The sequence below is a fragment of the Novosphingobium sp. BF6 genome (assembly GCF_058273105.1).
Genome location: NZ_CM177776.1, coordinates 1,131,537 through 1,148,635 on the forward strand (window position 1 = coordinate 1,131,537; position 17,099 = coordinate 1,148,635).

Sequence of the window (17,099 nt, forward strand, 5' to 3'; positions counted from 1 at the left end):
CCGGCTCCGCTGGTCTGGCTGCAAGAAAAACGGTGCAAGGGAGATGGACCGAATGGCAGGCGTGACACTTTACCACTGGGAGCCCAATGCCAATTCGGGCAAGCCCATGCTGGCCTTGATGGAGAAGGGTGTCGCTTTCGACAGCCACTACATCGACATGCTGCAATTCGACCAGCATCGGCCGGAATATCTCGCGATCAATCCGCAAGGCACGATCCCGGCTATGACGCATGGCGCGCGGGTGCTGGTGGAAAGCACGGCGATCATGGAATACGTCGATGAGGAATTCCCCGGCCCGGCGCTGATGCCGGACAGTGCGCGGGACCGCTGGCGGGTGCGCTGGTGGATGAAGTTCATGGACCAGTGGCTGGCGCCGAGCTTCTCGATGATCGGCTGGAGCGTCTTCGTCGGGCCGATGGTCCGCCAGCGCGATCCTGCCGAACTGGAGGCGGCGATCGCGCGTATTCCCCTGCCGGAACGGCGGGTTTCGTGGCGCAAGGCGATCCACGGCACTTTTTCCGAAGCGGAGATGGCGGAAAGCCAGCGCCGCGTCGCACGCGGCATCGAGCTGCTGGAGGCGGAACTCGGCAAGCGCGAATGGCTGGCCAGCGACAGCTACAGCTTGGCCGACATCAACGGATTCAACCTCGCCTATGCGATCCCGCTGTCGCAGCCGGCGCTCTCCAATGACGAGAAGACGCCGAACCTGCTGCGCTGGCTGCGCGCGGTCTATGCGCGTCCGGCTGTGAAGCAGTGCTGGGCGCTGGGGCGTACCGACATGGTCAAACGGGTTGCCATTCTCGAACAGGAGCGGATCTGATGGCGATGGTGCTCTATCACGGTGAACCCAATGGCCCTTCGCTGGCGGTGCTCGCGGCTCTCGCGGAATCCGGCGTGGCGGTGGAGCGGCGCCGGATCGACCTGCTGGCCGGGGAGCGCCATGCACTGCCCGGCGTGACCGAACCGCTCGCGCGGGACATGGGGATCGAGGGGGAAGGCCCGGTACTCGTGATCGACGGCGAGGCGATGACCGAGTCCGTGTTCCTTGCGCAGTTCTTCGACGAGCTGTCGGATCGGCCCTCGCTCCAGCCGCGCAATCCCCATGCGCACTGGGAAATGATGATGTGGTGCCGCCAGATCACCGAGCGCCTGTCTCCGGCGGCAGCGCTGCTCGGCAATCTCGCCGTCTCGCGCGAGAGGTTGGCCGCCATGCCGGACGATGCGTTTTCCGCGATGACGGACCGGATCGTCAGCGCGGATCTGCGCGCGCGGTGGGAGGTGCTGCGTGACGGCGCAGCCGACCCTGCACAAGTGGAGGACAGCCGCGCCAAGGTTTCGCAGGCGGTGGAGCGCTGCGAGGGCAAGCTGGCGGACGGCCGCGAATGGCTGATGGGCGACCTGACGATTGCCGATTTCGAGACATATGCCTGGCTCGCCGGAATGGAGCGGGTCGTGCCCGAGGCGTTTGCGGACAAGCCGCTGACCGCCGCGTGGCTGGCTCGTGTCGGGGCACGCCCGAGCGTTGCCGGGGCACTGGCCGAAGCGGACGGTGAAGCGGCGGCGTTCTGGGCGCCGGGACCGGAGATCAATCGCTGGGGGTGAGACGGCCGCCCGGCACATCTCGAACAAGCACAAGCCGGTCCGATACGAGGCCGGGAACGGGAAGAGAAAGAATGGTTGCGATGCGTTCGAAGGTCTGGCTCGCGGTGTCGGCGGGGGCATGTCTGATGCTGGCGGGCTGCGGCGGCGGGGGGACGGACGGCTCGGCCGCTGCCGCCGATATCGCGACCGATGGGGTTACCGGCGCGCTGATCGTCAAGGGGCCGGACAGCGAGTGGCTTTCCTATGGGCGCACTTATGACGAACAGCGCTTTTCCCCGCTCTCCGACATCAACCGGCAGAACGTGAAGGATCTGGGCCTCGCCTGGTTCTCCGATCTCGACACCGCGCGCGGACAGGAATCGACGCCGCTCGTCATCGATGGAAAGATCTATATCACCACCGCTTGGTCCAAGGTGCGCGCCTATGACGCCGCGACCGGCAAGGAACTCTGGGCCTATGATCCCGAAGTGCCCGGCGAAAGCGGGGTGAAGGGCTGCTGCGACGTCATCAATCGCGGGCTCGGCGCCTGGGGGGGCAAGCTCTATCTCGGCACGTTCGACGGACGGCTGATCGCGCTCGACCGCGAGACCGGCAAGCCGGCCTGGACCAAAGTCACGGTCGACCAGTCGAAGCCCTATACCATCACCGGCGCGCCGCGCGTGGTGGATGGCAAGGTCATCATCGGCAACGGCGGTGCCGAGATGGGCGTGCGCGGCTATATCACGGCTTACGACGCTGAGACCGGCAAGCAACTCTGGCGCTTCTACACGGTGCCCGACGAGCCGGGCAACAATACCGAGAAGTACCTCAAGGATGCCGAGAAAACCTGGCACGGAGAATATTGGAAGCAGGGCGGCGGCGGCACGGTTTGGGATGCCATGGCCTACGATCCCGAACTGGACCTGCTCTACATCGGCGTCGGCAACGGCAGCCCGTGGAACCATGGCATTCGTTCGGACGGGAAGGGCGATAATCTCTACCTGTCCTCGATCGTGGCGATCCGGCCCAAGACCGGCGAATATGTCTGGCATTTCCAGACGACGCCGGGCGAGACCTGGGACTTCACGGCCACCCAGCACATTATGCTGGCTGATCTCCAGATCGGCGGCAAAGTGCGCAAGGTGTTGATGCAGGCGCCCAAGAACGGCTTCTTCTACGTGATCGACCGCAAGACCGGCGAGTTCATCTCGGGCAAGAACTTCGTGCCGGTGAACTGGGCGAGCGGCCTCGACCCCAAGACCGGACGGCCGATCGAGAACCCCGAGGCGCGTTACTACAAGACCGGTAAGCCGTGGGTCGGTTCGCCCGGCGCGGGCGGGGCGCATTCGTGGCAACCGATGGCCTGGGACCCGAAGGAGAAGCTGGTCTTCATCCCCGCGCAGATCGCCGCTTTCCCCTACTTTCCCGACAAGAACTGGAAGCATGCGGCCAAGGGCTTCAATACCGGCGTGGACATGTCGGCCGCCTCGATGCCCGCCGATGCGAAAATCCGCGAGGCGGCGGCGAAGGCCACCAAGGGCGTGCTCATCGCCTGGGACCCGGTGGCGCAGAAGGAACGCTGGCGCGTCACTTTCCCCAGCGGCAACAATGGCGGTCTGCTGGCGACCGGCGGCGGCCTGGTGTTCCAGGGCAACATGAAGAGCGAGATGGCCGCCTATGCCACAGACACCGGCGCCAAGCTGTGGTCCTGGCCGGTGCAGACCGGCGTGGTGGCGCCGCCCGTGACGTACAGGATCGGCGGCACCCAGTATGTCGCGGTAGTGGCCGGCTGGGGCGGCATCTGGGCACTGGCGCCGGGCGGAGTCATCTCGCAGTCCGGCGGGCCGGTGCACAATATCAGCCGCCTGCTGGTCTTCAAGCTGGGCGGCACCGCCAAGCTGCCGCCCGCGCCGAAGCTGGAGGAACTGCCGCTCGATCCGCCCGCCTTCACCGGCACGCCGGAGCAAGTCTCGACCGGATCCTATCGCTATGGCCGCTATTGCGGCACCTGTCATGGCGATGCGGCGGTCGGCGGCGGCCTGCTGCCCGACTTGCGCCGCTCGGCCATCGTCGGGGACAAGGCGGCGTTCCAGACGGTCGTCCACGACGGGGCGCTCAAGAGCAACGGCATGGTTGGCTGGTCCGACGTGATGTCCCCCGAGGAGATCGAGGCCGTCCGCCAATACGTCATTCACCGGGCCAATGAGGACAAGGTGCTCGAAAAGGGCGGCAAGGCGGGTGGCAAGTGACGATCGACGTCGCCGCGCTGGCGGGAATCGACGTTCACGTTCATGCCGAAGTCTCGTGCCATGATCCCGAAGACCCGGTCATGGCGCAGTTCTTCGATGCGGCTTCGGCCTACTTCAAGGCTCCGCGCGAACGGCCGAAGATGCCCGAGATCGCCGAGATCTATCGCGCCCAGAACATCGCCTTCTGCCTCTTCACGGTCGATGCCGAGAGCGGGTTGGGGGCGAAGCGGGTGTCGAATTACGAAGTGGCGGAATTTGCCGCCGCGAACGCGGACATCTGCATCCCCTTTGCCTCGATAGACCCGCGCAAGGGTCGGCTGGGCGGGCGCGAGGCGCGCGACCTGATCGAGAACCACGGGGTGCGCGGATTCAAGTTCCACCACATCGTGCAGGATTGCCATCCGGCCGATCGCGTGGGCTATCCGATCTACGAGGTGATCGCCGGGCACGGGCTGCCTGCGATCTTCCACACCGGCCACTCGGGCATGGGCACCGGGATGCGCGGCGGCGGCGGGCTCAGGCTCAAGTACGGGCGGCCGATGCTGGTGGACGACGTGGCGGTCGATTTTCCCGACATGAAGATCATCCTGGCCCATCCGAGTTGGCCCTGGGTGGACGAGAGCCTGTCGATGGCACTCCACAAGGAGAACGTCTTCATCGACCTTTCCGGCTGGAGCCCGCGCTATTTCCCGCAGCAGATCGTGCGCTATGCCAATGGCCAGTTGGCCGACAAGATGCTGTTCGGATCCGACTTTCCGCTGATCCGCCCCGACAAGTGGATCGAGGCGGCGCGCGGCATCGGTTTCAAGGACGAAGTCATGCCCGGGATCATGAAGCAGAATGCCGCCAGGGTCCTGGGTCTGGCATGAGGGGCAGGGGAATGGACTTCACCGATCGCCACCTCGTCATTACCGGTGCTTCCAGCGGCATCGGCCGGGCGACCGCCGAACATGTCGCGGCCTTGGGTGGGCGCGTCACTTTGCTGGCGCGGCGGGCGGACCGGCTGGCGGAACTTGCGGCGCGTCTCGGAGACGGCGCGCGCTGGCATGCGGTGGACGTGGCCGATGGGTCTGGGTTGACCGCGGCGCTCGATGCGGCGGTCGAGGGAGGAGGGCCGATCGACGGGCTGTTCCTCAATGCCGGAACCGGCGGAACTTTCGCGCCGGCCGAGGACTATGCGCCGAGCGAATTCGAGCATGTCATGGCGGTGAACGTGACCGCACCGTTTCGGGCCGCGGCACATGTTCTTCCCGCGATGAAAGCACGGCGGCGCGGGGCGATCCTGGTGACGGGCAGTCTCGCCAGCGAGCGGGGCATGGCGAATAACGTGGCCTATGTGGCATCCAAGCACGCGGTTCTGGGGCTGGCGCGCGCGGTCGCGCTGGAGGCGGCGCCGTTCGGGGTGCGCTGCAACTGCGTGATTCCGGGGTTCATCGAGACGGAGATGTTCTCCGCATTGCCCGGGGACGCTCTGAAAGCACTGGCCGGAAAGGTTCCTCAGGGGCGCACCGGCAGCGCGGAAGAACTGGCGGCGGTGGCGGCGTTCCTGCTTTCGGACGCAGCCTCGCACGTCACCGGGCAGAGCATCGCGGTGGACGGCGGCATACTGGGAACGCTGAGGGTCTGATCGTCGCCCCGGATGGGGCCGGGACGACGATCGTTTCCCGGCTCAATCGTCGAAGAAGTTCAGTTCCAGCAGCACCCCGTCCGGGTCGTGCACGAAGATCTGCCGCAGCCCTATCGAATGGATCACATTGCTCTCGTAGCGCAGTCCGCGATCCTCGATCCGGTCGCGGATCTCCTCGAAACCCTCGCATCGCAGGGCGATATGGTGGAGCGCGCCGGTCGGCCCGGCGTGCATGTCGCGGTCCATGGCGCGGGGTGCGTCGCGGCTGTTGAGGTGCAGGATCGGCCGCTCGTCGTTGTCGTAGATCCAGCGCGCAGTCTGGCGGGTGAGCGGCGGTGGCGGGGCATAGCTCTCCAGCGAGAGCACTTCGCGGTAGAACGCCTCGCTGCGATCGAGATCGGCGACCACCACGTTGTAGTGGTCGAGCGCGACGACGCGGGCGCGGACCCGCGTGTCGAAGGCCATGAAGGGGCTGTTCATGCCGCTTCCTCCTGCTTTTCGCCGCCGGGCACGCCGTGCGCCACGCGCCGGTCGTACTCGGGATCGTCCTCGGGCCGGGCCAGAGAGGCCATGACGCGCGCGTGGATGTCTTCCAGCGTGCCGCGGAATTCGGCGTAGGGCAGAATGTAGAGGCGGTTCTCGCGCACGCCGTCCAGCACATGGGCGGCCAGCGTTTCCGGCTCCATGCCCACTTCGATCACTTGCTTCAGGTGGCCGAACATCTCCGGCCCGGCCTGGTAGTAGCCGGTGTCGGAAAGGTGCGCCGGGCGGGTGAGCAGGGCCTCGTGGATATTGGTGTTCACCGCGCCGGGGCAGAGCAGCGAGACGCCGATCCCGGTCCCTTCGAGATCGAGCGCCAGCGTTTCGGTCAGCCCGCGCACCGCCATCTTGGTGGTGCAGTAGATGCCTGTGCCCTTGAGCGCCACGAATGCCGACATCGAGGCGGTATTGACGATATGCCCGCCGTTTCCACGCGCGATCATACGCGGCAGGAAGGTGCGCACACCGTTGATGACGCCGCGCAAGTTGACGTCGATCTGCCAGTCCCAGTCGTCGTAAGTGGCGTCCTGGATGGCGCCGAAGTGCGAGACGCCGGCGGTGTTGAACAGCAGTTCCACCGGGCCGAGGCGGTCCTCGACCGCGTCGGCGGCGCGGCGGTAGGCCTCGCGGTCGGTGATGTCGAGGTGGATGGGCATGACTTGCGCGCCGGTGCCGGCGAAGAAGGCCATGGCCTCGTCGAGATGGTCCTGCCGGATGTCGGCGATGGCGACCTTGCAGCCTGCCTTCGCGAAGACTTTGGCCTGCCCGAGCGCGACGCCCGAGCCGCCGCCGGTGATGAATGCCGTGCGTCCTGCCACTTCTGTCATCTTGTCTCTCCCTCGATTGCTTTTTTGCTCTTGTTTAGGCGTAGGCGTGGTTCTCCAGTCCCAGCAGGTCGCGGGTTTCGCCGGCGCTGGATACTTCGCCGCCCATGCGCTCGATCAGTTCCACCGCCCAGTTGACGTGCGCGGCGTTGTCGGGCGCCATCACGCCCTTGCGCAGGAAGATCGTGTCCTCGAACCCGACGCGGACATGACCGCCGAGCAGGACCGATTGGGCGGCCATGGGATAGGAATGACGGCTCACCCCGAAGCCGGTGAAGGCCGCGCCGCGCGGAATCTGGTTGGCCGAATAGATCATGGCCTCGGGCGTGGCGGGCAGGCCGTACTTGGTACCGAGCACGAACGAGAACGGTGCGTTCTTCGGAATGGCGCCTTTGGCCATCAGGTCGTCCGCGAAGACGAAGTCGCCGGCCTCGAAGCACTCGATCTCGGGCATGACGCCGGCGTCCTGGATCATGTGGCCCATGCGGGTGATCATCGGATCGAGGTTGATGGCGACCCCGCCCCAGAGCTGCATGGTGCAGATGTCCAGCGTGCACATGTCGGGCTTGAGGTCGAGGATGTGCTCCAGCCGACGTTCGGCGGTGAACATCAGCGTGCCCTCGCTGCAGAGGGAAGGGTCCTCGTCGCTCTGCATCCAGGTGCAGCCCGGCCCGGTGGTGACATTGAGGATCACTTCGCGGTTCTTCTCGCGAATCAGGCCGACGACCTCGCGGTAGTCTTCCAGCGCCTGCGACGGTGCGCCGGTCTTGCCGTCGCGGACATGAACGTGAATGATCGATGCGCCTGCTGCCGCTGCCGCCAGTGCCTCGTTGGCGACGTGATCGGGGCGGAAGGGGAAGTTGGGATGGCTGGGCATCGGCGAACTGCCCGTCACCGCGCAAGTAATGTAGACTTTCTGCGCCAATCTAGCTCTCCTCGACTTGTGTCTTTTCTGGATATGGGCGAGATCGCAAATTCGAAGTGGTCGGAACAGGCCAGCATATATCCTATCACGTCAGGTAACTGGTTCAGGGCGTGACCGGAGGGAGATGGAGCAGCGATGTCGCATCGTGAGGAGCTTTCGCTTTTTCTGAAATCGGCGCGCGGGCGGCTGATGCCCAGCGAGGTAGGCTTGCCCAGCGGCGAACGCCGCCGCGCCAAGGGGCTGCGGCGCGAAGAAGTGGCCGCGCTCGCCGGGATGAGCGTCACCTGGTACACCTGGTTCGAGCAGGGCCGCGAAATCCAGCTTTCCGCCCCCATGATCGAGCGGCTGGGGCGCACCTTGCGGCTTTCGGGCACCGAGCGGGAGTATCTCTTCGCATTGGCCCAGCACCGTCCGCCACCGCTGGTCTCGCGCCTGGACGAAGACATCCGACCCGGCACCCGGCACTTGCTGGACAGTCTCTCGATCCCGGCGCTGGTGATCGTCGAGGACTGGACGGTGGTGGGCTGGAATCGCCTCGTCTCGGTCGCTTTTCGCGATTACGCAGCAATGGAGCGCAGCGAACGGAACCTGTTCAAGATTCTCATGCTCAACGAACGTTATCAGGGCGATCCCGAGTTCTTCCGCGAAATGGGCCAGCGCCTTACCGCGCGCTTCAAGTGGGACTACAGCCAGACCGCGCAGCCGGAGATTTTCGACGAGATCATCGCCGAACTCACCGAGCACTCGGCGCTGTTCCGCGAAAGCTGGGCGCGCAGCGAGATTCGCTCGCACTTCGAGGGGATCAATTCCAGCTTCTTCCCCGAGATCGGCGAGATCTGGTTTCGCCATACCTCCTACGCGATCGAGGAAGTGCCGAGCCAGCGCCTGATCGTCTTCGCCCCGAACGAGGAGCGCGATGCGATGCTGCTGGAGCGGCTGCGGGCGCTCAGGCCGGAACTTCGCCCTCTCGAACCGGCCGGGCAGTAATGCGCGCGCCGACGGCGGCGGGAAAGCGGGCGAAGAGCGGAACGGCGCAGAGCCCGAGCAGGGCCAGTGCCAGCAGCGCGAGGCGATAGGGCGCCTCCGCACCAGGCAGAAAGGCGGCGAGGGGCAGGTTCAGGAACAGCGCGCCCAGCGAGATTCCGGCGGCGGCGGAGAGCGCATTGCCGATGCTGTTGAGCACGATGGCGCCGGGCAGTTCCTCTTGCGCGACGTCCGCGAAGGCCAGCGAGACCATGCCGGTAAAGGGCACCGACCGCGCCATGCCGGCCACCACCATCCCCGCGGCCATGATCCAGAGCGGGGCATCGGCGTCCAGCGCGGCCAGCGCGGCGAGCGAGCCCATCATCATGGCGGTGCCGAGGGACAAGGCCAGGCGAAAGCCGGTCGCCCGGATCACCCGGCCGACCACCGGCTTCAGCGCCAGGTCGCCGATATTGTTGGCGAGCAGCAGGAGCCCCGCGACTCCCGGAGACAGTCCGAAGGCGAGCTGGAAATAGAGCGGCAGGACCAGCGCCTGGCCCATGTGGGGCACCCGCATCACCATGCCCGCGCCGAAAGCGATCGAGCGGAAGGTCGTGTGGCGCAAGGCCGTCAGCGGCACCAGTCCGTCGGGCCGGGCGCGCAAGAAGCGCAAGGCCATGAAAGAAACCAGGCCGCCGCTGGCGATCAGCGCGGCGGGCAAAGCCGGGGCGCCGGGATGTGCGCCGAGGCGGTCGAAGCCGTAGATCAGCAAGGCAAGGGCGCCAGCGATCAGGGCGAAGCCAAGCGGGTCGAACGGCGCCGGCTGGGGCGCGATATGCGGGATCAGCTTGCGTGTCAGCAGGGCGCCGAGCAGTGTCAGCGGCAGGTTGATGAGAAAGATCGATTGCCAGCCGAACGTCTCGGTCAGCAGGCCGCCCAGCGGCGGACCGATGACCGGGGCGATCAGGGCCGGCGTGGTACTGATCGCCAGCATCTCGACGAGCCGGTGCTTGGGCGTCACCCGCAGCAGCACGAGGTTGCCCACCGGGGTCATCAGGCTGGAACACAATGCCTGAAGCGCGCGGGCGGCGACGAAGAAGGCAAGACCCGTGCTCAGCGAACAGAGCAGCGAGGCAAGGCCGAAGCCGAGCACCGAACCCGTCAGCACCCGGCGCGGGCCGAGCCGCTGGGCGGCCCAGCTACTGAGCGGCAGGAAGGCAGTCGAGACCAGCAGGTAAGCGGTGATGCCGATGCCCATCCCGCTCGGCGCGACGCCGAAGTCGCGCGCCATGTCGGGCAGGGCGGTGGCGATCACCGTCGCTTCCAGGATCGACAGGAACATCACGAAGGCGACCATTATCGCCACCGCGCGCGGATCGGCCGAGGTTTCGGCCGGAACTTCGGTCATCGCGGTTTTTCGAAATAGGCGATGGCGCGGAATTCGTAGCTTTCGCGGACATGTGCATCCGGACGGCTGGTGTCGGGGAAGGCGGTGTGGGGCGCGCGCCAGGCACGGTCGTGATCGCTGTCGTGGAATTTGATGAAGATCACCTCGTCCCGAGTCATGTCCGGGAAATACCACCAGCGATGGCCGGGGCTATGCCGGAAGATGGTGGCGGCGACCATGTCCTCCTCGCCCTCGATCGGGGCGTAGAGCGCCTCGCCTTCCGGGATCTCATCGACGTCGACCTTGACGTTGGCAACGCTGTCTTCCTCGCCGACGGACGGTCCCTCGCAGAGCGCCAGCGGCCAGTCCTGCGGTGGCGGCGAGAACGTGCGCCAGAGGCTGAAAGCGATGAAGCGGTCATAGCCGGGACCGTCCGGGCGCCCCTTTCCATAAAGCGCGGCGGCAATCTTGCGGGCCGAACGCGAGTTGAAATCGACATGGGCTTCGGCGGCGGGCGGCTGGTAGCCTTCGCCCGCAATGATCGGAGAGCGGAGCTGCCCGCTCATGCAGAACACGTAGTCGCAGCCGGTCAGTGCCTTGGCGACATCCGACACTTCCTGCGGATAGTCGGCAAGTTGCTGCGGATCGGCGAAGTCCTGCACGCGGCTTTCATGGCGGGAGATGCAGAAACCGTGTTCGTCGAGCGTGAACGGTCGCTCGGCCAGTCGGGCATTGCGGATCGTCACCGGATAGGGCTGGTAGACGCCGGTATTGAACTCCTTGCCTGGCGCCCAGAAACGGCGATTGATGCGCGAGGTGGGCAAAAGGTATTCGATCGTGGTTTCGATTTGCGCGCCGGGGCGGCTCCGCATTGCTGCATCGGTCATGCTCTCTCCCCAAAGATGCCGCCCGGCTTTGCGCCGGTGCGGACAGGCAGGTTTTCAGCGCAGGAAGCGGTTTCTCACGTCGTCGGGCACGCGTGCGGATCGGAGGCCTCCGGGCCGGTCCGGTGCGGCTACGGTCCAGACCCGCTTTTCGGTGCCCTCCACGCAGGTCCGCTCGCCCAGGCGGATGCGGTGGGCGATCGTGAAGCTGCTGCCGCCGAATTCCGGCGCGTCGGCCTCAATCGTCACCACGTCGCCATAGCTCGCCGGAAAACCGAAGCGTGCGGACAGGTCCACCAGCGGAAAGCCGGCGACGCCCAGTTGCGCGAGCATGTCGCGCTTTCGGGGCAGTCCTGCGGCTTCGAACAGCAGGATCGTGCTTTCCGCGAACATGTCCATGAAGCGGGGGGCGAAGACGATCCCGGCCGGGTCGCACTGGCCCCATTCGATGCGGTGCTCCCGCGTGAGGAAGGCGGTCATCGCTCAGGCCAGGATGTTCTTGCCCTGCCGGGTCGTCTTCTCGGCCATTTCGGCGGCGGAAGGAGGCTCGGGCAGCAAGAGGCCGCGCTGCACGGCGGGGCGGGCGCCGACCGTGTCGAACCAGCGCTGGAGATGCGGCAGGCCCGCCATGTCGATACAGGCCCAGTCATGCCCGCGCACCCAGGGGAAGCACGCGATATCGGCGATCGAATAGTCGCCTGCGAGATATTCGCTCTGCGCCAGCCGCGCGTCCATCACTTCGAACAGGCGGCGGCTTTCGCGCGTGTAGCGGTCGATCACCGTGGGCAATTTCTCTTCGAAGTAGCGGTTGAACACCGTGGCCTGTCCCATCATCGGGCCCAGGCCGGACATCTGCCACATGACCCACTGGATCACCCGGCTGCGTCCGGCCGCGTCGGCGGGCAGGAAGCGGCCGAACTTCTCGGCGAGATAGATCAGGATCGCGCCGGATTCGAACACCGCGAAGCCGCCGTTTTCGGTCTCGACATCGTGGTCGATCAAAGTCGGGATGCGGCCGTTGGGGTTGAGGCGGACGTACCAGTCCTCCTTCTGCTCGCGGTTGGTTAGCGAGATCGCGCGCAGCTTGTAAGGCACGCCCAGCTCTTCGAGCATGATCGTGGTCTTCCAGCCGTTGGGCGTTTCCGAAGTCAGCAGTTCGAGCAAGCGTCTCTCCCACGTTCGCGGCGCGATTCGACGCGCCTTGGACAGGATAGAGAGCAGAGACCGGCGCGCGCGACCAGAAGAGAGCAAACAGTATCACTGGCAGTGATAGGCAGGTTTCCGCTCAACCAGTTGGCGGTTCTAATAGTATTGATGCTGGGCTTCCCCCGCACGCTTTCGCAACGCAGTCTGCATTCCAGATCCGCAAGGACGAACGGAGAGGGACTGCTGATACATGTTGACGCTCTACAGCTTTGGCCCCGCGGCCAATTCGCTCAAGCCGCTGCTCGCGCTCTATGAGAAGGGGCTGGAGTTCACCCCCCGCTTCGTCGATCCCACGCGCTTCGAGCACCACGAGGACTGGTTCAAGAAGATCAACCCGCGCGGCCAGGTTCCGGCGCTCGATCACGATGGGCACATCATCACCGAATCCACGGTGATCTGCGAATACCTCGAAGACGCCTTCCCCGATGCGTTGAAGCTGCGCCCGACCGATCCCGTGGAGATCGCCGAGATGCGGGTCTGGACGAAGTGGGTGGACGAATACTTCTGCTGGTGCGTCTCGACCCTCGGCTGGGAGCGGGGCATCGGCCCGATGGCCCGCGCGCTTTCCGACGAGGAGTTCGAAGCCAAGGTCGCCCGCATCCCGATCCCCGAGCAGCGCACCAAGTGGCGCACCGCCCGCGCGGGCTTCCCCAAGGACGTGCTGGAAGAAGAGATGCGCAAGATTCGCGTCTCGGTGGACCGGCTCGAAAGGCGGCTTTCCGAAAGCATCTGGCTGGTGGGTGAGCAATTCACTCTGGCGGACGTGTGCAATTTCGCCATCGCCAACGGCATGCAGAACGGTTTTGCGGAGATTGTGAACCGCGAGGCGACGCCGCATCTGGTCGACTGGATCGATCGCATCAACGACCGCCCCGGTTGCCGGAAGATGTTCGCCAATTCGAAGAGCGAATTCGGTGATCGCGGCCGCAAGGTCACGGTCTGAGGGGGAGAAGGGCGATGGCCAAGGACAACCGTGTAACCCTCTACGATCTGCAACTTGCCTCGGGCTGCACGATCAGTCCCTTCGTGTGGCGCACCAAGTATGCTCTGGCGCACAAGGGCTTCGACGTGGACCTCGTGCCCGGCGGCTTCACCGGCATTGCCGAGCGGACCGGCGGGCGCAGCGAGCGCGTGCCGGTCATCGTCGATGACGGCGAATGGGTGCTCGACAGCTGGAAGATCGCCGAATACCTCGACGAGAAATATCCCGATCGGCCCATGCTGTTCGAGGGGCCGTCGATGAAGGAACTGACCAGGTTTCTTGATGCCTGGCTCTGGAAGACGGCGATCGGGCCGTGGTTCTCGTGCTATATCCTCGATTACCATGACCTGTCGCTGCCGCAGGACCACGCCTATGTGCGGCACTCGCGCGAGACGATGTTCCTCGGCGGGCGCAAGCTGGAGGACGTGCAGGCCGGTCGCGAGGACCGACTGCCGCTGGTGCCGCCCACGCTCGAACCGTTCCGCAAGCTGCTACGCGATACGCCGTGGCTGGGCGGGGACAAGCCCAACTTCGCGGACTACACCGCGCTGGCCGTGTTTCTCTGGACCGCGTCGGTCGCCACCACGCCTCCGCTGACCGAGGACGATCCGCTGCGTGATTGGCTGGACCGGGGCTTCGACCTCTTCGGCGGGCTGGGCCGTCATCCCGCCATGCATACGCTGTTCGGGCTTCAGTTGCGGCCCGGCGATCCCGTGCCGTTCGAGCGCGACGGGGCGGGAATCGAAGTGGCGCCGGTCAATCGCGGCACCGCGCCGCAGCCCGAACTCGCCGATTGAACGGAGCACAGGCAATGGCATGGCATGACGAGCCGCCGGGCGGGGCCTTGCGGATGTACCATATACCGGGCTGCCCCTTTTCCGAGCGGGTCGAGCTGCTGCTCGACCTCAAGGGGTTGTCCGGACTCATGGCCGACCACGAGATCGACATCTCGCTGGCCCGGCCGGACTGGCTGCTGGCCAAGACGCGGGGGACCACTTCGCTTCCGGCGCTGGAGCTGGAAAACGGGGAAACGCTGAAGGAAAGCATGGTCATCCTGCGCTACTTCGAGGATCGTTTTCCCGAAGTGCCGGTGGCGCGGGCCGATCCCTTCGAGCATGCGGTGGAGGCGATGCTCTGCGCCACCGATGGACAGTTCACCGGGGCGGGCTACCGAATGATCCTCAACCGCGATGCCGCGAAGCGCGAGGAGCACCGTGCCGAAGTGGATGCGCAATATGCCCGGCTGGATGATTTCCTGCGGCACTACGCGCCGGACGGGGACTATCTGTTCGATTGCTTCGGCTGGGCGGAAGTCGCCTTCGCGCCGATGTTCAAGCGGTTATGGTTCCTCGAATATTACGAGGATTACCAAGTGCCGCAACACCTCACGCGGGTTCTGCGCTGGCGCGAGGCCTGCCTTTCGCATCCCGTGGTGCAGCGTCACCATGGCCACCGCGAACTGATGACGCTTTACTACGACTATGCGCAAGGCGGCGGAAACGGGCGCCTGCCGGAAGGCCGCGCGGTATCGAGCTTCACGCTCGATCCTGCCTGGAACACGCGCCCGATGCCCCCGCGCGACAAGTGGGGACGCCCGGCCACCGACGCCGAACTCGGGCTCATCGCGGCCTGACCACTATCGACGAGAACAACCCTCAACGGGAGCAGGATCATGAAGAGCTATCCGCAGAACTATATCGACGGCCGCTGGATCGACAGCCGCGGCGGTCGCCGCCATTCGGTCATCAACCCGGCGACCGAGGGGCAGGCCAGCGAGATCGTGCTGGGCACTGCCGCCGACGTGGACCTTGCCGTGGAAGCCGCGCGCCGGGCGTTCGAGACTTTCTCGCAGACCACGCGGCAGGAGCGCATCGCGCTGATCGAGCGCGTGATCGAGGCCTACAAGGCCCGCATTCCCGACATTGCCGAGGCCATCGCCACCGAAATGGGCTGCCCGATTTCCACCGCCTCCACCGCGCAGGTGGGATCGGGTCTGGGCCATCTCGGGCAGGCGCTGGCCGCGCTTTCGCAGTTCGAATTCTCCGAGAAGATCGGCGACAATACCGTTGTGCGTGAGTCGATCGGTGTCGTGGCACTGATCACGCCGTGGAACTGGCCGATGAACCAGATCGTCGCCAAGGTCGGCCCCTGCCTTGCCGCCGGATGCACGATGATCCTGAAGCCCAGCGAGGAAGCGCCCACTTCTGCCGCGATCTTCGCCGAAGTGATGGCGGCGGCGGGCGTGCCGGCGGGGGTGTTCAACCTTGTGCAGGGGGACGGCGCCGAAGTGGGCACCGCGCTCGCGCGTCATCCGGACATCGACATGATCAGCTTCACCGGATCGACCCGCGCCGGGATCATGGTGGCAAAGAACGCCGCCGATACCGTGAAGCGCGTGTCGCAGGAACTGGGCGGCAAGTCGCCGAACATCATCCTCGAAGGCACGCCGCTCGATGTGGCGCTGCCGGGCGGCGTGGGCGGGGTGCTGCTCAATTCCGGCCAGAGCTGCGTCGCGCCGACGCGCATGCTCGTCCATCGCTCGCAGCATGACGCGGCGGCGGAGAAGGTGGGCGAGATGTTCGCGGCCAAGCCGGTGGGCGATCCGCTCAGCGAAGGGCCGCACATCGGCCCGGTCGTGAACAAGGCGCAGTACGAGAAGATCCAGGGCCTGATCCAGAAGGGCATCGACGAAGGCGCGAGGCTGGTGACGGGAGGGCTCGGACGGCCCGACGGTCTGGACAAGGGCTATTACGTCAAGCCGACCGTGTTCGCCGATGTCACGCCGGACATGGCGATTGCGCAGGAGGAGATCTTCGGGCCGGTCCTGGTCATCATGCCTTACGAGGATGAAGCCGAGGCCGTGCGCATTGCCAATGACACCCCTTATGGCCTCGGTGCCTATATCGCGGGCGATCCGGCGCGGGCGGGCAAGCTGGTGGGCAAGCTGCGCGCAGGCGCGGTCTTCGTGAATGCGGGCGGCCTTGCCTTCGACATGCCGTTCGGGGGCTACAAGCAGTCCGGCAACGGCCGCGAGTTCGGCAAGTTCGGCATCGAGGAATTCCTCGAGGTGAAGTCGGTGATCGGCCAGTACCAGCCGGTAGAGGCATGAGCGCGGCATAATGGAGGCACGTCCCCCGGCGGGTGTAAGGCTGCCGGGGGAAAAACGAGGAGAGGGCGCGATGCCAGAACGCGGTTCAAATGCGTTGCCTGTGGATGTCGAGCGGCGTCTCGATGCGCTGGAACACCGCGTCGGGGAACTGGAGGATGTGAACGCGATCCGGCGTCTGCACTGGGCCTACGGCTATTACATCGACTTCAACCTGCCCGATCAGGTGGCCGAGCTTTTCGCCGAGGACGGCGTCGTCGTCTTCCTTTCCGGCGAATACGTGGGGCAAGCCGGTGTCCGGCGGCTCTACGGGGACTGGATTCAGCAGCGCTTCACCGGCGGCAGGCCGGGGCCGGTCAACGGGCTTCTGCTCGATCACTTCCAGATGCAGGACGTGATTACCGTCGCGCCCGACCGGCAGACCGCGAAAGGCCGTTTTCGCGGCATGCTGTTCGGCGGCTGGCACGACGATTTCCAGGACACGCGCGAGGAGGTCATGCCGCAGCAATTCATGGAGGCGGGGATCTATGAGAACGACTATGTGCGCGAGAACGGTGTCTGGAAGATCAAGCGGCTTGATTACATGATGCAGTGGCAGGGCAATTACGAGGACGGCTGGGCGCACACCACCTCGCATCTCCAGCCCGCCACGCAGACTTTCCCCGAAGATCCGATCGGTCCCGACCGCCTGCTGCCGTGCAGCGTCCACCGGCCGACCTGGCCCTATCGTCATGACGTGCCGATGCATTTCGCGCATCCGCGGTTTGGCAACGTGCTGGCGGGGCAGGAAGCAGTCTGAACGGCGCAAGCGGCCGAAGCGTGCGC

Annotated in this window: 18 protein-coding genes; 11 read left to right on the forward strand and 7 right to left on the reverse strand. The window is 65.7% G+C overall.

What is annotated here, in order from left to right:
* Positions 1-52 precede the first annotated feature (52 nt).
* From AC4D6D_RS20365 to AC4D6D_RS20385, 5 genes are all read left to right on the forward strand, one after another.
* Positions 53-820 carry a glutathione S-transferase family protein gene (locus AC4D6D_RS20365; protein ID WP_491327351.1) on the forward strand — a complete coding sequence of 256 codons (768 nt, stop codon included), beginning with the start codon at positions 53-55 and terminating at the stop codon, positions 818-820.
* Positions 820-1,602 carry a glutathione S-transferase family protein gene (locus tag AC4D6D_RS20370; RefSeq protein WP_491327352.1) on the forward strand — a complete coding sequence of 261 codons (783 nt, stop codon included), beginning with the start codon at positions 820-822 and terminating at the stop codon, positions 1,600-1,602. Before AC4D6D_RS20365 ends, AC4D6D_RS20370 begins: the two co-directional genes overlap by 1 nt.
* An 80-nt stretch (positions 1,603-1,682) precedes the next feature.
* Positions 1,683-3,830, forward strand: a complete 2,148-nt coding sequence (locus AC4D6D_RS20375) for a PQQ-dependent dehydrogenase, methanol/ethanol family (protein WP_491328782.1) — start codon at positions 1,683-1,685, stop codon at positions 3,828-3,830.
* Positions 3,827-4,699 carry an amidohydrolase family protein gene (locus AC4D6D_RS20380; RefSeq protein WP_491327353.1) on the forward strand — a complete coding sequence of 291 codons (873 nt, stop codon included), beginning with the start codon at positions 3,827-3,829 and terminating at the stop codon, positions 4,697-4,699. Before AC4D6D_RS20375 ends, AC4D6D_RS20380 begins: the two co-directional genes overlap by 4 nt.
* Before the next feature lie 11 nt (positions 4,700-4,710).
* The gene (locus tag AC4D6D_RS20385; protein ID WP_491327354.1) at positions 4,711-5,457 is read left to right on the forward strand and encodes an SDR family NAD(P)-dependent oxidoreductase; all 747 of its coding nucleotides are present in this window, start codon (positions 4,711-4,713) and stop codon (positions 5,455-5,457) included.
* 42 nt (positions 5,458-5,499) lie between these two features.
* On the opposite strand, the gene AC4D6D_RS20390 is transcribed toward AC4D6D_RS20385, so the two are convergent.
* Genes AC4D6D_RS20390 through AC4D6D_RS20400 form a run of 3 tightly spaced genes read right to left on the reverse strand, consistent with a single transcriptional unit; the run spans position 5,500 to position 7,746 of the window.
* A complete protein-coding gene (locus AC4D6D_RS20390; RefSeq protein WP_491327355.1) occupies positions 5,500-5,937 on the reverse strand; it encodes a VOC family protein in 438 nt (145 codons plus the stop codon).
* Positions 5,934-6,824 (reverse strand): SDR family NAD(P)-dependent oxidoreductase, encoded by an 891-nt coding sequence (locus tag AC4D6D_RS20395; protein WP_491327356.1) that lies wholly within the window; start codon positions 6,822-6,824, stop codon positions 5,934-5,936. Before AC4D6D_RS20395 ends, AC4D6D_RS20390 begins: the two co-directional genes overlap by 4 nt.
* Positions 6,825-6,858: 34 nt before the next feature.
* Positions 6,859-7,746 carry a beta-keto acid cleavage family enzyme gene (locus tag AC4D6D_RS20400; RefSeq protein WP_491327357.1) on the reverse strand — a complete coding sequence of 296 codons (888 nt, stop codon included), beginning with the start codon at positions 7,744-7,746 and terminating at the stop codon, positions 6,859-6,861.
* A 189-nt stretch (positions 7,747-7,935) separates the two neighbouring features.
* Between AC4D6D_RS20400 and AC4D6D_RS20405 the strand changes: the two genes are divergently transcribed.
* A complete protein-coding gene (locus AC4D6D_RS20405; protein WP_491327358.1) occupies positions 7,936-8,733 on the forward strand; it encodes a helix-turn-helix transcriptional regulator in 798 nt (265 codons plus the stop codon).
* Here the strand turns inward: AC4D6D_RS20405 and AC4D6D_RS20410 are convergent.
* From AC4D6D_RS20410 to AC4D6D_RS20425, 4 genes are read right to left on the reverse strand one after another with little or no spacing between them, the layout of a single operon-like run.
* Positions 8,693-10,117: an MFS transporter gene (locus AC4D6D_RS20410; protein ID WP_491327359.1), complete on the reverse strand. Its 1,425-nt coding sequence runs from the start codon at positions 10,115-10,117 to the stop codon at positions 8,693-8,695. The two genes, AC4D6D_RS20405 and AC4D6D_RS20410, sit on opposite strands and share 41 nt — an antisense overlap.
* A complete protein-coding gene (locus AC4D6D_RS20415; protein ID WP_491327360.1) occupies positions 10,114-10,983 on the reverse strand; it encodes a CmcJ/NvfI family oxidoreductase in 870 nt (289 codons plus the stop codon). The genes AC4D6D_RS20410 and AC4D6D_RS20415 overlap by 4 nt, the downstream gene beginning before the upstream one ends.
* Positions 10,984-11,037: 54 nt before the next feature.
* Positions 11,038-11,460 (reverse strand): acyl-CoA thioesterase, encoded by a 423-nt coding sequence (locus AC4D6D_RS20420; RefSeq protein ID WP_491327361.1) that lies wholly within the window; start codon positions 11,458-11,460, stop codon positions 11,038-11,040.
* A gap of 3 nt (positions 11,461-11,463) precedes the next feature.
* On the reverse strand, positions 11,464-12,144 hold the full coding sequence (locus AC4D6D_RS20425; protein ID WP_491327362.1) for a glutathione S-transferase family protein: 681 nt from the start codon (positions 12,142-12,144) through the stop codon (positions 11,464-11,466).
* Positions 12,145-12,376: 232 nt separating this feature from the next.
* Here AC4D6D_RS20425 and AC4D6D_RS20430 point away from each other — a divergent pair, with 232 nt between their 5' ends.
* The 5 genes from AC4D6D_RS20430 to AC4D6D_RS20450 all read left to right on the forward strand — a co-directional run bounded on the left by AC4D6D_RS20430 (position 12,377) and on the right by AC4D6D_RS20450 (position 17,073).
* Positions 12,377-13,129, forward strand: a complete 753-nt coding sequence (locus AC4D6D_RS20430) for a glutathione S-transferase family protein (protein WP_491327363.1) — start codon at positions 12,377-12,379, stop codon at positions 13,127-13,129.
* A 14-nt stretch (positions 13,130-13,143) separates the two neighbouring features.
* Positions 13,144-13,965, forward strand: a complete 822-nt coding sequence (locus AC4D6D_RS20435) for a beta-etherase (RefSeq protein ID WP_491327364.1) — start codon at positions 13,144-13,146, stop codon at positions 13,963-13,965.
* Between the two features lie 14 nt (positions 13,966-13,979).
* Positions 13,980-14,801 carry a glutathione S-transferase family protein gene (locus tag AC4D6D_RS20440; protein ID WP_491327365.1) on the forward strand — a complete coding sequence of 274 codons (822 nt, stop codon included), beginning with the start codon at positions 13,980-13,982 and terminating at the stop codon, positions 14,799-14,801.
* Between the two features lie 39 nt (positions 14,802-14,840).
* Positions 14,841-16,277 (forward strand): aldehyde dehydrogenase family protein, encoded by a 1,437-nt coding sequence (locus AC4D6D_RS20445; RefSeq protein ID WP_491327366.1) that lies wholly within the window; start codon positions 14,841-14,843, stop codon positions 16,275-16,277.
* A gap of 70 nt (positions 16,278-16,347) precedes the next feature.
* A complete protein-coding gene (locus AC4D6D_RS20450) occupies positions 16,348-17,073 on the forward strand; it encodes a nuclear transport factor 2 family protein (RefSeq protein WP_491327367.1) in 726 nt (241 codons plus the stop codon).
* The last annotated feature ends 26 nt before the right edge of the window (positions 17,074-17,099 follow it).

Coding starts and splice junctions, on each gene's coding strand:
- AC4D6D_RS20365 (WP_491327351.1), top strand. CDS start 53: ATGGCAGGCGTGACACTTTACCACTGGGAGCCCAATGCCAATTCGGGC.
- AC4D6D_RS20370 (WP_491327352.1), top strand. CDS start 820: ATGGCGATGGTGCTCTATCACGGTGAACCCAATGGCCCTTCGCTGGCG.
- AC4D6D_RS20375 (WP_491328782.1), top strand. CDS start 1,683: ATGCGTTCGAAGGTCTGGCTCGCGGTGTCGGCGGGGGCATGTCTGATG.
- AC4D6D_RS20385 (WP_491327354.1), top strand. CDS start 4,711: ATGGACTTCACCGATCGCCACCTCGTCATTACCGGTGCTTCCAGCGGC.
- AC4D6D_RS20390 (WP_491327355.1), bottom strand. CDS start 5,937: ATGAACAGCCCCTTCATGGCCTTCGACACGCGGGTCCGCGCCCGCGTC.
- AC4D6D_RS20395 (WP_491327356.1), bottom strand. CDS start 6,824: ATGACAGAAGTGGCAGGACGCACGGCATTCATCACCGGCGGCGGCTCG.
- AC4D6D_RS20405 (WP_491327358.1), top strand. CDS start 7,936: ATGCCCAGCGAGGTAGGCTTGCCCAGCGGCGAACGCCGCCGCGCCAAG.
- AC4D6D_RS20410 (WP_491327359.1), bottom strand. CDS start 10,117: ATGACCGAAGTTCCGGCCGAAACCTCGGCCGATCCGCGCGCGGTGGCG.
- AC4D6D_RS20415 (WP_491327360.1), bottom strand. CDS start 10,983: ATGACCGATGCAGCAATGCGGAGCCGCCCCGGCGCGCAAATCGAAACC.
- AC4D6D_RS20420 (WP_491327361.1), bottom strand. CDS start 11,460: ATGACCGCCTTCCTCACGCGGGAGCACCGCATCGAATGGGGCCAGTGC.
- AC4D6D_RS20430 (WP_491327363.1), top strand. CDS start 12,377: ATGTTGACGCTCTACAGCTTTGGCCCCGCGGCCAATTCGCTCAAGCCG.
- AC4D6D_RS20435 (WP_491327364.1), top strand. CDS start 13,144: ATGGCCAAGGACAACCGTGTAACCCTCTACGATCTGCAACTTGCCTCG.
- AC4D6D_RS20440 (WP_491327365.1), top strand. CDS start 13,980: ATGGCATGGCATGACGAGCCGCCGGGCGGGGCCTTGCGGATGTACCAT.
- AC4D6D_RS20445 (WP_491327366.1), top strand. CDS start 14,841: ATGAAGAGCTATCCGCAGAACTATATCGACGGCCGCTGGATCGACAGC.
- AC4D6D_RS20450 (WP_491327367.1), top strand. CDS start 16,348: ATGCCAGAACGCGGTTCAAATGCGTTGCCTGTGGATGTCGAGCGGCGT.